This is a genomic window from Pseudomonas sp. EU05-FHT14B02, assembly GCF_058791055.1.
This window is the reverse complement of the sequence record NZ_JBYTDD010000002.1, coordinates 164,147-176,573: the sequence shown is the minus strand read 5'-3', so window position 1 is coordinate 176,573 and position 12,427 is coordinate 164,147. Positions and strand designations below refer to the sequence as shown.

11 protein-coding genes are annotated in these 12,427 nt (G+C 59.5%); 9 read left to right on the top strand and 2 right to left on the bottom strand.

The annotated features are described in order from the left end of the window. Window positions 1–88 precede the first annotated feature (88 nt). Both AC3WTM_RS02770 and AC3WTM_RS02765 read left to right on the top strand, forming a co-directional pair. Window positions 89–334, top strand: coding sequence for a GlsB/YeaQ/YmgE family stress response membrane protein (locus AC3WTM_RS02770; protein ID WP_095964360.1), 246 nt, complete (start codon window positions 89–91; stop codon window positions 332–334). 87 nt (window positions 335–421) lie between these two features. After that, the gene (locus AC3WTM_RS02765; protein WP_102669423.1) at window positions 422–958 is read left to right on the top strand and encodes a DUF3299 domain-containing protein; all 537 of its coding nucleotides are present in this window, start codon (window positions 422–424) and stop codon (window positions 956–958) included. A 77-nt stretch (window positions 959–1,035) separates the two neighbouring features. On the opposite strand, the gene AC3WTM_RS02760 is transcribed toward AC3WTM_RS02765, so the two are convergent. Continuing rightward, window positions 1,036–1,935: a D-hexose-6-phosphate mutarotase gene (locus tag AC3WTM_RS02760; protein ID WP_102669422.1), complete on the bottom strand. Its 900-nt coding sequence runs from the start codon at window positions 1,933–1,935 to the stop codon at window positions 1,036–1,038. 69 nt (window positions 1,936–2,004) lie between these two features. Further along, window positions 2,005–2,409, bottom strand: a complete 405-nt coding sequence (locus tag AC3WTM_RS02755; protein ID WP_007942704.1) for an acyl-CoA thioesterase — start codon at window positions 2,407–2,409, stop codon at window positions 2,005–2,007. Between the two features lie 362 nt (window positions 2,410–2,771). Here AC3WTM_RS02755 and AC3WTM_RS02750 point away from each other — a divergent pair, with 362 nt between their 5' ends. The 7 genes from AC3WTM_RS02750 to AC3WTM_RS02720 all read left to right on the top strand — a co-directional run bounded on the left by AC3WTM_RS02750 (window position 2,772) and on the right by AC3WTM_RS02720 (window position 12,383). After that, entirely contained in the window at window positions 2,772–4,070 is a 1,299-nt protein-coding gene (locus tag AC3WTM_RS02750; protein WP_102669421.1) for an MFS transporter, read from the top strand. A gap of 202 nt (window positions 4,071–4,272) precedes the next feature. Then, entirely contained in the window at window positions 4,273–5,274 is a 1,002-nt protein-coding gene (locus AC3WTM_RS02745; RefSeq protein ID WP_102669420.1) for a phosphate ABC transporter substrate-binding protein PstS, read from the top strand. Between the two features lie 422 nt (window positions 5,275–5,696). Then, the gene (locus AC3WTM_RS02740) at window positions 5,697–7,730 is read left to right on the top strand and encodes an ABC transporter permease subunit (RefSeq protein WP_173677925.1); all 2,034 of its coding nucleotides are present in this window, start codon (window positions 5,697–5,699) and stop codon (window positions 7,728–7,730) included. 15 nt (window positions 7,731–7,745) lie between these two features. Beyond that, complete coding sequence (gene pstA, locus AC3WTM_RS02735; protein WP_102669418.1) at window positions 7,746–9,416, top strand: phosphate ABC transporter permease PstA; 1,671 nt, start codon at window positions 7,746–7,748, stop codon at window positions 9,414–9,416. Between the two features lie 179 nt (window positions 9,417–9,595). Next, window positions 9,596–10,429 (top strand): phosphate ABC transporter ATP-binding protein PstB, encoded by an 834-nt coding sequence (gene pstB / locus AC3WTM_RS02730; protein ID WP_007971742.1) that lies wholly within the window; start codon window positions 9,596–9,598, stop codon window positions 10,427–10,429. A gap of 121 nt (window positions 10,430–10,550) precedes the next feature. After that, a complete protein-coding gene (phoU, locus tag AC3WTM_RS02725; protein WP_057712724.1) occupies window positions 10,551–11,312 on the top strand; it encodes a phosphate signaling complex protein PhoU in 762 nt (253 codons plus the stop codon). A gap of 168 nt (window positions 11,313–11,480) precedes the next feature. After that, window positions 11,481–12,383, top strand: coding sequence for a response regulator (locus AC3WTM_RS02720; RefSeq protein WP_102669417.1), 903 nt, complete (start codon window positions 11,481–11,483; stop codon window positions 12,381–12,383). The last annotated feature ends 44 nt before the right edge of the window (window positions 12,384–12,427 follow it).

The following is a 12,427-nucleotide window of genomic DNA, read 5'->3' as shown; positions in this document are numbered from 1 at the left end:
GAACCTTCAGGTTGCACCGTTCTCTCATGGCAGGTCACGAAAGTCTGACTAGGCTTTCCAATAGCGACTTCATTGAGAGGGGAATGCCATGGGAATTATCGGAACCATCTTTATCGGCTTGATCGTCGGTCTGCTGGCACGGTTCCTGAAACCGGGCGATGACAGCATGGGCTGGATCATGACGATCCTGCTCGGCATCGGCGGTTCGCTGGCGGCCACTTACGGCGGTCAAGCCCTGGGCATCTATCAGGCCGGCCAAGGCGCAGGCTTCATTGGCGCGCTGGTGGGCGCGGTTGTGTTGCTGGTGGTCTACGGACTGATAAAAAAGAACTGATCAATGCGACAAAGCCCTCTCCGCCAAATCGGTCGGGAGGGCTAGAATGCTCGGCGTTTTCTGTTCTTCCCTTTTCCGAGCACCTTCATGCGCCGTCTTTTGTTGACTCTTGTTTTACTGGGTTCTGGCTTTGCCCATGCCGGCGAACTACCAGAAACCGACTGGCTCGAATTGATGCCCAAGTCGGATCAGAAGGCCCTCGAGGCCATGCCTGAAATCGACCACAATTCCCCTGAAGCCAATGGCACTTTCACCGACAAGGGCGGGATGAAGCAGGCCAAAGGCTTGCCAGCGGTGATGTACTCGACCAAGACCGTTGCGTCGATGAACGACAAGAACATCCGTATTGGCGGTTACCCCGTGCCGCTGGAGTCAGATGCCAAGGGCCGCAGTACGTTGTTCTTCCTGGTTCCGTACCCGGGCGCGTGCATTCACGTGCCGCCGCCGCCGCCCAACCAACTGGTGCTGGTGCGCTATCCAAAGGGCCTGAAACTGAACGATATCTACACGCCGCTGTGGGTCACCGGCACGCTGAAGGTCGAGAAGGTCAGCAATGACTTGGCGGATGCGGCGTATGCGCTGGATGCGGCGACGGTCAGGGTTGTGAAAGAGTCGGATTTGTAACACGCCACCAGATGGCATGGCACAAAAAACTGTGGGAGCAGCCGGTCGACGCTCCCACATTGGTTTTGTGGTGCTGCTTAGAGCGGCTTGCTATCGACGCTCACACCCAGGGTATGGCTGGCCCCTGGTTTCAGGTTCACCACATCGTCCATCACGTTCGCCGTCTCGATGCACAGCATGCGCTGCCAGCCGTCGTCGGCCATGTCGCTGAACGCGGCGGCGCGGTCGATCCATGGGTTCCAGATCACCGCGGTGCGCGAGCCCATGCTGGTCAGTTCGATGCGTCGCTCCCAGGCCGGATCGACGATGCTCAGCAGTGGCGGGGCATCGAGATAGATGCGGTCGGTTTCGCCGGTAAAACGCAGATCACCGGTCTGGGTTGCGGTTTTCCAGTTATCCAGGGTTTCGATGTACTTGAGACCGCCGACACCTTCGACATGCACCTCGCGCACATCGCTGACGGCAAAATAGCTGTGCAGCGCCTGGCTGATGCTGACGGTTTCAGCGCCTTGGTTATGGCTGGTCAGGCGGATGTGCAACTGCTCGTCGAGGCGAATGCTCAGCGTCAAGTCCACCTGGTGCGGCCAGCCAGGAAAGCCGCCGTCGGGATAGGGCAGGAGGAATTCGACTTTCAGGCTTTCGCCTTCGGCTTCGATGCCGCCCAGCTCCCAATCCATCGCTCGCACGAAGCCGTGAGCCGACGGCGCTTCATTGCTGACGCGCATCGCCTGCACGCTTTGCGGGTTACGGTCGAAGACGCCGAACCACGGCCAGCACACCGGCACGCCGGCACGAATGCTCTTGCCGGTCTTGAACACGGCCTCGTCATTGAGCCAGATCAGCGGCGGCTGGCCGGCCAGTTGATAACTGAGGATGTGCGCGCCTTGCTGGGCCACCAGTAATTCAGCCTGACCGTGGCGAATACGCCAGCAGTTCAGTTCATCCAGTTTTACGGCTTCAACATTGGGCGTGCTCATGGGACAGCTCTCGATCAGTAACGTGGACGACTATCGACCGCAAAACGGCTACCAGGTTTAGAAGTTCTTTCAGCGAGCCCGGGGCGGAACCGAACGGGTGCGACCACTGCCGTCGATGGCAACGAACACAAACACCGCTTCGGTTACTTTACGCCACTCGCTGGACAGTGGGTCGTCGCTCCAGACCTCGACCATCATCTTGATCGAGCTGCGACCGATTTCCAGGGCCTGGGTATAAAAGGAGAGCTGAGCGCCCACCGCCACCGGAACCAGAAACGCCATGCGGTCGATTGCAACGGTGGCAACGCGTCCGCCGGCGACCTTGCTGGCCATCGCGGTGCCTGCCAAATCCATCTGCGCCACCAGCCACCCGCCGAAAATATCGCCAAAGCCGTTGGTTTCGCGTGGGAGCGCGGTGATTTGCAAGGCCAGGTCGCCTTGCGGGATCGGATCTTCTTGTTCGAGTTCTATCATGCCGGGGGGCCTCTGACCCGTGACTCTTCGTTGGTATTGCTGGTGGTAGCCGTCTTCGGGAAAAACGATTCAGCACCGAACATACTACGTTCGTCACGTTTTCCATCAGGCGCCTAAAGGGAAACTCTGCGAAATCGCCTATGAACCTGACAGGCGCTTTCGCACAGCAACCCCTCAAAAACCGGAGCAGGCTTTGAGTATATCGGTCGGTAGACTCCGCGACGACCGTCCGGTTCTCATTTTGACTGTCAAAAGCGCACCTCTATGTGCTTTTTCGAACAATTTGCTATCGTGCCGGACCTGCCCAAACCTCAGCCAGCGTTGTTGAGGTTGCAGATCCGACTATAAGAGAAGCCCTTGCCATGACCACAGCGCCCTCGAGCATCGCGCAGCCAGACCAACCCACACGTCCGCTGACCCGCAGTGACTACAAGACTCTATCGCTGTCTGCCTTGGGCGGTGCGCTGGAGTTCTACGACTTCATCATCTTCGTGTTCTTCGCCACGGTGGTGGGCAAGCTGTTCTTCCCGGCGGACATGCCAGAGTGGCTACGCCTGATGCAGACCTTCGGCATCTTCGCCGCCGGCTACCTGGCGCGGCCGCTGGGCGGCATCGTGATGGCGCACTTCGGCGACCTGCTGGGCCGCAAGAAAATGTTTACCCTGAGCATCTTCATGATGGCCGTGCCGACGCTGATCATGGGCCTGTTACCGACGTATGCGCAGATCGGCATGTGGGCGCCGATCCTGTTGCTGCTGATGCGGGTGATCCAGGGCGCGGCCATTGGCGGTGAAGTGCCGGGGGCATGGGTCTTCGTTTCCGAACACGTGCCGCAACGGCATATCGGCTATGCCTGCGGGACCCTGACCAGCGGTCTGACGGCGGGCATTTTGCTTGGCTCGCTGGTCGCCACGGCGATCAACAGCCTCTATACCCCGGTGGAAGTGTCGGATTACGCCTGGCGGATTCCGTTCCTGCTTGGCGGCGTATTCGGTCTGTTCTCGGTGTACCTGCGTCGCTGGCTGCACGAAACCCCGGTGTTTGCCGAACTTCAACTGCGCAAGGCCCTGGCTGAAGAGGTGCCGTTGCGGGCGGTGCTACGCGACCATCGTGGTGCCATCGCCATTTCGATGCTGCTGACCTGGCTGCTGTCTGCCGCCATCGTGGTGCTGATCCTGATGACACCGACTGTGTTGCAGACGGTCTATCACTTCTCGCCAACCACGTCCCTGCAGGCGAACAGCGTGGCGATCGTGTTCCTGAGTTTTGGTTGCATCATTGCCGGCGCACTGGCCGATCGCTTCGGTGCGGGACGAGTCTTCGTGATCGGCTGTACCGCGTTGCTGGCCAGTTCCTGGACCTTCTACCACAGCCTGGCCGATCATCCCGACTGGCTATTCCCGATGTATGCCCTGACCGGTCTGCTGGTCGGCACCATCGGCGCGGTGCCTTATGTGATGGTCAAGGCGTTCCCGCCAGTGGTGCGTTTCAGCGGTCTGTCGTTCTCCTACAACGTGGCCTACGCCATCTTCGGCGGCCTGACGCCGATGATCGTCAGCCTGTTGCTCAAGGAAAGTGCGATGGGGCCTGCCTATTATGTGGCGGTGCTGTGCGGGGTGGGGATCCTGGTTGGCGCCTGGCTATGGAGGAAGGGCCGTTGATCCGTTAGTAGTGGCAGCGGCGGGTGCTACGCTCTCGGCTAAATCCAGCCAATTCCAACATTTACAGTTACAACAGAAAGGCCAGCCTTCTGAGCGGAATGCTGGCCTTTCATCCAATTGTCATATTTCAGCCATAGAGTGTTCACACGGCCTGCTGATACTTGGCCCCGACTTAACACACCCTATCTGCTAGGAGTAAGGCATGAAACTGAAGCGTTTGATGGCGGCAATGACTTTTGTCGCTGCTGGCGTTGCGACTGCCAATGCGGTTGCCGCTGTTGACCCTGCTATCCCGAGCTACACCAAGACCACTGGTGTGTCGGGCAACCTGTCCAGCGTCGGCTCCGATACCCTGGCCAACCTCATGACCCTTTGGGCTGAGAACTACAAAAAAGAATACCCGAACGTAAATATCCAGATTCAGGCCGCCGGTTCTTCTACCGCGCCACCTGCGCTGACCGAAGGCACCGCTAACCTGGGCCCGATGAGTCGCAAGATGAAGGACAACGAGCTGCAGGCCTTCGAAACCAAATACGGTTACAAGCCAACCGCTATTCCGGTTGCCGTGGATGCCTTGGCCGTATTCGTACACAAGGACAACCCGATCAAGCATATGACCATGGAACAGGTCGATGCGGTCTTCTCGTCCACCCGTCTGTGCGGCGGCAAAGCCGACGTCAAGACCTGGGGTGACCTGGGTGTGACCGGCGACCTGGCCAACAAGCCGGTTCAGCTGTTCGGTCGTAACTCGGTATCCGGCACTTATGGCTACTTCAAGGAAGAAGCCCTGTGCAAAGGTGACTTCAAGCCAAACGTCAACGAACAGCCAGGCTCGGCTTCGGTTGTGCAGTCGATCAGCTCCTCGCTGAACGGCATCGGTTACTCGGGTATCGGTTACAAGACTGCCAGTGTGAAGACGGTGGCCCTGGCCAAGAAAGGCAGCAGCGAGTTTGTTGAAGACACTGAAGAAAACGCCCTGAACGGCAAGTACCCGCTGTCGCGCTTCCTGTACGTGTACGTCAACAAAGCCCCGAACAAGCCTTTGGCTCCGCTGGAAGCTGAGTTCGTGAAGCTGGTTCTGTCCAAACAGGGTCAGGAAGTTGTGGTGAAAGACGGCTACATCCCACTGCCAGCCAAGGTAGCTGCAAAAGCACTGGCTGACCTGGGTCTGGCGGAAGGCGGCGCTGCAGTCGTAAAAAAGTAACAAATTGAGTCCGGGGTGAACCCTTCCGGACTCAAGTAAAAGGCCGGATCTGCTTGCAGGCCGGCCTTTTACACACCTCAAATTTTCGATCCTCTGCCAGTCCCGCTGGCGGTGGATTTGGTGCGTCACTGCATTGTCATCTTTCTGTCATACAGGATCGCTAGGGTGAGCGCATGAATGATCTGGCCAATTCCAACATGACTACTAATCCCCCCAAGCGAATTGACTTCAATACGCCTGAGCTGCAACGCAAGCGCCGCATTCGCGCGCTCAAAGATCGCTTCACCCGTTGGTACGTCCTCATCGGCGGCCTTGCGGTGCTGGCAGCCATCACCCTGATCTTCTTCTTCCTCGCCTATGTTGTTGCTCCGCTGTTCCAGGGTGCCGACCTGACCGCGAAAGAGTCCATTACCCCGGCCTGGATGCAGGACGCTGGCAAGCCACTGATGATCTCGCTCGAAGAGCAGAATCAGGTGGCCATGCGCGTTTCCGACAAGGGCCAGGCGTTGTTCTTCGATATCGACAGTGGCGCTGAATTGAAGCGCGTCGATCTGTCGATCCCGGCCGGCACCACCGTGACCTCCATCGGCGAAGACCAGCCAGGTCACCCGCTGGTGGCCGTGGGGCTGTCCAACGGTCAGGCCCTGGTGTTCCGTCACACCTATAAAGTCAGCTACCCGGAAGGCAAGAAAACCATCACCCCGGCCATCGAGTACCCTTACGGCGAAACGCCAATAGCGGTTAACGAAGCCGGCGGTGCGCTGGAACACGTCAGCCTCAACGCCAATGATTCGACCCTGATGCTGGTCGGCTCCACCGGTTCGCAACTCAATGTTCTGTCGCTGACCAGCGAAGAGAACATGATGACCGGCGAAGTCACCAACGAGCAGAAACGCATTGAACTGCCGCAAATGACCGAGCCGGTGAAGAATATTTTCGTCGACCCGCGTCAGCAGTGGCTTTACGTGGTCAACGGGCGTGCCCAGGCCGACGTGTTCAGCCTGCGCGACAAGAGCCTCAACGGTCGCTACAAACTGCTTGAAGACGGTGAGGCTCAAGTCACCGCCAGCACCCAACTGGTGGGCGGCATCTCGCTGATCATCGGTGACTCCAAAGGCGGCCTGGCCCAGTGGTTCATGGCGCGCGACCCCGATGGCGAGCAACGCCTGAAGCAGATCCGCACCTTCCAGATGGGCACCACGCCTATCGTTGAAATCACCGCCGAAGAGCGCCGCAAGGGTTTCGTTGCCCTCGACGCTTCCGGCAAGCTTGGTGTGTTCCACAGCACTGCCCACCGCACCTTGCTGGTGGAGCCGGTCGCAGAAGGCCAAGGCGTTTTCGGTCTGTCGCCGCGCGCCAACCGCGTGATCGTGGAAGCCGGTGGCAAGTTGCACCCGCTGCTGCTCGACAACCCGCACCCGGAAGTCTCGTGGAGCGCGCTGTGGAGCAAGGTCTGGTACGAGAACTACGACGAGCCTAAATACGTCTGGCAATCGACTGCCGCCAACACCGACTTCGAACCCAAGCTGAGCCTGTCGCCGCTGACCTTCGGTACCCTGAAAGCCGCGTTCTACGCCATGCTGCTGGCCGCTCCACTGGCCGTTGCCGCTGCGATCTACACCGCGTACTTCATGGCTCCGGGCATGCGCCGCAAGGTCAAGCCGGTGATCGAGCTGATGGAAGCGATGCCGACGGTGATCCTCGGTTTCTTCGCCGGCCTGTTCCTCGCGCCCTATGTTGAAGGGCATTTGCCGGGCATCTTCAGCCTGCTGATGTTGCTACCGATCGGCATCCTGGTCGCCGGTTTCACCTTCAGCCGCCTGCCGGAGTCGATCCGCCTGAAAGTCCCGGATGGCTGGGAAAGTGCGCTGCTGATTCCGGTGATCCTGTTCGTGGGCTGGCTGTCGCTGTACATGAGCCCGTTCATGGAGAACTGGTTCTTCGGTGGCGACATGCGCATGTGGATCTCCCACGACCTGGGCATCACCTACGACCAGCGCAACGCCCTGGTAGTGGGCCTGGCCATGGGCTTCGCGGTCATCCCGAACATCTACTCCATCGCCGAAGACGCCGTGTTCAGCGTGCCTCGCGGTCTGACCCTGGGCTCCCTGGCCCTCGGTGCCACGCCGTGGCAGACCATGACCCGCGTGGTGATCCTCACCGCGAGCCCGGGCATCTTCTCGGCGCTGATGATCGGCATGGGTCGTGCGGTCGGTGAAACCATGATCGTGTTGATGGCCACCGGTAACACCCCGGTCATGGAAATGAACCTGTTCGAAGGCCTGCGCACCCTGGCGGCCAACGTCGCAGTGGAAATGCCCGAATCGGAAGTCGGCGGCAGCCACTACCGCGTGCTGTTCCTCTCGGCGCTGGTGCTGCTGTTGTTCACCTTCGTCATGAACACCCTCGCAGAACTGATTCGTCAGCGTCTGCGCAAGAAATACTCGTCGCTTTAAGAAAGGTAGAAGTCTGTGAAACAGAACTCCCTGAAAGGATGGTTCAAGAGCGGCGCCCCCGGCGTCTGGATCAGCGGTGGCGCGGTGTCCATCGCGGTCATCATGACCATTGGCCTGCTGGCAGTGATTGCCGTGCGTGGCCTGGGTCACTTCTGGCCGGCGGATCTGATCCACGCCAGCTATGACGTGCCGGGCCAGGGCCAGCATCTGGTCGTCGGTGAGGTGGTGCAGAAAGAAGAAGTGCCGCGCGCCCGTCTGAAAAGTGCCGGTCTGCCGGTGCCTGATCAGGGCCCGGAATTCATGACCCGCGAGCTGATCAAGGTCGGCAACCGTGATCTGAACGGCAACGACTTCACCTGGGTCGTCGGCGAGTGGCTGACCAACCAGACCGCCCCGGTCGAGTTGATGGCCATCGAGCGTCGCGAGTGGGGCAACTTTTACGGCTACCTCGTTAACGTCAAACAGGACGGCAAGGTTATCGCCGAGGGGGAAGCGGCATGGCCTGAGCTGCAAGCGCGGATCGACCGCGTGAACAAGCTTGCTGCGCAACTGAAGTCACTGGAAAAGAGTGATATTGGTGCGATCAACGCAGGTCTGGAGCGCATCCGTCTGCACGGCCGCAAGCTGGAGCTGGAAGGTAAACTCGACGCAACCGCACAAGCGGACATGGAATCCGAGCGCGCTGAGCTGAACGCCCGCTATCAGGATATCGAAGCGCGTCTGACTGACTTGCATGCACAGTTCAACCGCGACGCTTTGACAGCCCGCGACGCCAATGGCAAAGAAATCGAAATCGGTCTGGGCAAAGTGGTTCACGCCTACCAGCCGAATGCCATGAGCACCTTCACCAAGATCGGTTTCTATTTCAGCAAGATCTGGGAGTTCCTGTCCGACGACCCGCGTGAAGCAAACACCGAAGGCGGGATTTTCCCGGCGATTTTCGGCACCGTGATGATGACCCTGATCATGGCGATGATCGTGACTCCGTTCGGCGTGTTGGCAGCGGTTTACCTGCGTGAATACGCCAAGCAGAACGCACTGACCCGAATCATCCGCATCGCGGTGAACAACCTGGCGGGTGTTCCGGCGATCGTTTACGGCGTGTTCGGCCTGGGCTTCTTCGTCTATGTGCTGGGCGGCTCGCTCGACCGTCTGTTCTTCCCGGAAGCACTGCCGGCACCGACCTTCGGTACGCCGGGTCTGCTCTGGGCCTCGCTGACCCTGGCGCTGCTGGCGGTGCCTGTGGTGATCGTGGCCACCGAAGAAGGCCTGGCGCGGATTCCTCGCACCGTGCGTGAAGGCTCGTTGGCCCTCGGCGCGACCAAGGCTGAAACCTTGTGGAAGATCGTGCTGCCGATGGCCAGCCCGGCGATGATGACCGGCATGATCCTCGCTGTGGCCCGCGCCGCGGGTGAAGTGGCGCCGCTGATGCTGGTGGGTGTAGTGAAACTGGCGCCGTCGCTGCCGGTGGATGGTAACTACCCGTACCTGCACCTGGACCAGAAGATCATGCACCTGGGCTTCCACATCTATGACGTCGGCTTCCAGAGCCCGAACGTCGAAGCCGCGCGACCGCTGGTGTACGCCACGGCGCTGCTGCTGGTACTGGTGATCGCGACATTGAACCTGTCGGCGGTGTATATCCGTAACCACCTGCGCGAGAAGTACAAAGCTTTGGACAGCTGATTTCCAATGTGGGAGCGGGCTTGCTCGCGAAAGCGGTGGGTCAGGCAACATTGATGTTGAATGTGCCGGCCTCTTCGCGAGCAAGCCCGCTCCCACACTGGACCGCGTCCACCGGAATATTGATGGGAACTGCAATAAGCAGCGTTCCGAACCGAATTTGTTAGCACAGGGAGCCTCCCATGCAGCACGAAGCACATACCCACGGCATCAACATGTCGGCGCTGGGTCGCGACAAACAGAGCCTGAACCTCGAGCAGGAAACCGTAGCCATCGAAGTGCCGGGCCTGAGCCTGTTCTACGGCGAAAAACAAGCGCTGTACGACGTCAGCATGAACATCCCGAAACAGCGCGTGACCGCCTTCATCGGCCCGTCCGGCTGTGGCAAGTCCACGCTGCTGCGTACCTTCAACCGCATGAACGACCTGGTTGACGGCTGCCGCGTTGAAGGCGAGATCAACCTGTACGGCAACAACATCTATCGCAAGGGCGAAGACGTGGCCGAGCTGCGTCGTCGCGTCGGCATGGTGTTCCAGAAGCCCAACCCGTTCCCGAAAACCATCTACGAAAACGTGGTTTACGGCCTGCGCATCCAGGGCATCAACAAGAAGCGCGTCCTCGACGAAGCCGTCGAGTGGGCGTTGAAAGGCGCGGCACTGTGGGACGAGGTCAAGGACCGTTTGCACGAGTCGGCACTGGGCCTGTCCGGTGGTCAGCAGCAGCGTCTGGTGATCGCCCGCACCATCGCTGTGGAGCCGGAAGTACTGTTGCTCGACGAACCTTGCTCGGCACTCGACCCGATCTCCACGCTGAAAGTCGAAGAGCTGATCTACGAACTGAAATCCAAGTTCACCATCGTGATCGTGACCCACAACATGCAACAAGCTGCGCGGGTGTCCGACTACACCGCGTTCATGTACATGGGCAAGCTGGTCGAGTTTGGCGACACCGATACCCTGTTCACCAATCCGGCGAAGAAGCAGACCGAAGACTACATCACTGGTCGGTATGGCTAGTTGAGGCCGCCGCGAGCTACAAGCTGCAAGCGGCAAGAAAGAGGCGGTGCGATTCCAGGACTTGTACATAACTGCTTGAAGCTTGCAGCTTGAAGCTTGCAACTTTCGCGGAGCGAAAAAGATGATTAGTAAAGAAGGCCTTACCCACCACATTTCCGCGCAATTCAACGCCGAGCTTGAGGAAGTGCGCAGCCACCTCCTGGCCATGGGCGGGCTGGTGGAAAAGCAAGTCAACGACGCGGTCACCGCGCTGATCGAGGCCGACTCCGGCCTGGCCCAGCAGGTGCGCGAGATCGACGACCAGATCAACCAGATGGAACGCAACATCGACGAAGAATGCCTGCGCATTCTGGCCCGTCGTCAGCCGGCAGCGTCCGACCTGCGCCTGATCATCAGCATTTCCAAATCGGTGATCGACCTGGAGCGCATCGGTGACGAAGCGACCAAGATCGCCCGTCGTGCCATCCAGCTGTGCGAAGAAGGCGAAGCGCCGCGCGGTTACGTCGAAGTGCGTCACATCGGCGACCAGGTGCGCAACATGGTCCGCGATGCACTGGACGCCTTTGCCCGTTTCGACGCCGAACTGGCCTTGTCGGTTGCGCAGTACGACAAGATCATCGACCGCGAATACAAGACGGCCCTGCGTGAGCTGGCTACCTACATGATGGAAGATCCGCGTTCCATTTCGCGGGTTCTGAGCATTATCTGGGTGCTGCGCTCGCTGGAGCGTATCGGCGACCACGCGCGCAATATCTCGGAGCTGGTGATCTACCTGGTACGCGGCACCGACGTGCGGCACCTGGGTCTCAAGCGCATGAAGGAAGAAGTCGAAGGAACAACCGGCGAAAGCGCTAATGTTCCGGGCAAAACTGACGATAAGTAAGGTTGCCCAAGTAAAGCGCCCGGCCTTTTGGCCGGGCGTTTTTGTTTGAGCTTCACGAATTCGAAAGGCAGCACCCCGCGAACGAAAAGTCCGGCGTGACTGAAGGTTTTTGGCAATGTGCCATCAGCAAGGCGGTATGCTGGCCGGGATTTTTTAAAGGGGTTTTGGATGAGTAAGGTCAATGTGTTGGTCGTGGACGACGCGTCGTTCATTCGTGACCTGGTGAAGAAGTGCCTGCGCAACTATTTCCCGGGCATGCGGATTGAAGACGCGATCAACGGCAGAAAGGCCCAGGCAATGCTGGCCAAGGAAGCCTTCGACCTGGTCCTGTGCGACTGGGAAATGCCGGAAATGTCCGGCCTGGAACTACTGACCTGGTGCCGCGAGCAAGACACCCTCAAAACAATGCCCTTCGTGATGGTCACCAGCCGTGGCGACAAGGAGAACGTTGTCCAGGCGATCCAGGCCGGAGTTTCCGGTTACGTCAGCAAGCCGTTCACAAACGAGCAACTGATCACCAAGGTCAAGCAGGCGCTGCACAAGGTCGGCAAACTCGACGCATTGATCAACGTAGCCGCAACCAAAACCAGCCCTGCCTTCGGTAACGACTCCCTTGCCGCTTTGACCGGTGGCAAGGCACCCGTAGCGACACCAACGGCCGCACCCGCACCGTCCAAAGGCTTGCTCAATAGTCCACCGGTCAAGACGCCTGCGACCTCTTCGGCACCCACCAGTGGCCGTGGCCAGGGTCAACTGCGTTTGCCGAATGGCATCGCGCAATGTGTGATCAAGGCCTTGAGCCTCAAGGAAGCCCTGTTGGTGGTCAAACGCACCGAGACCCTGCCGCAGATCCTCGACAGCGCCGTGCTGGACCTTGAGCAGGGCGACAACGCCGAAATCGCCCGCCTCAACGGTTACCTGCACGCCGTCGTGGCCCACGAACCGAAGCCCGACAGCGACTGGCTGCAACTGACCTTCCGCTTTGTCGACCAGGATGCGCAGAAGCTCGATTACATCTCCCGCCTGATTGCACGTGGTACGGCGCAGAAGCACTTTATTCCTGGCGCTTGATATAGGGCCGCCTGACAGTCCGCTTTCGCGAGCAGGCTCGCTTC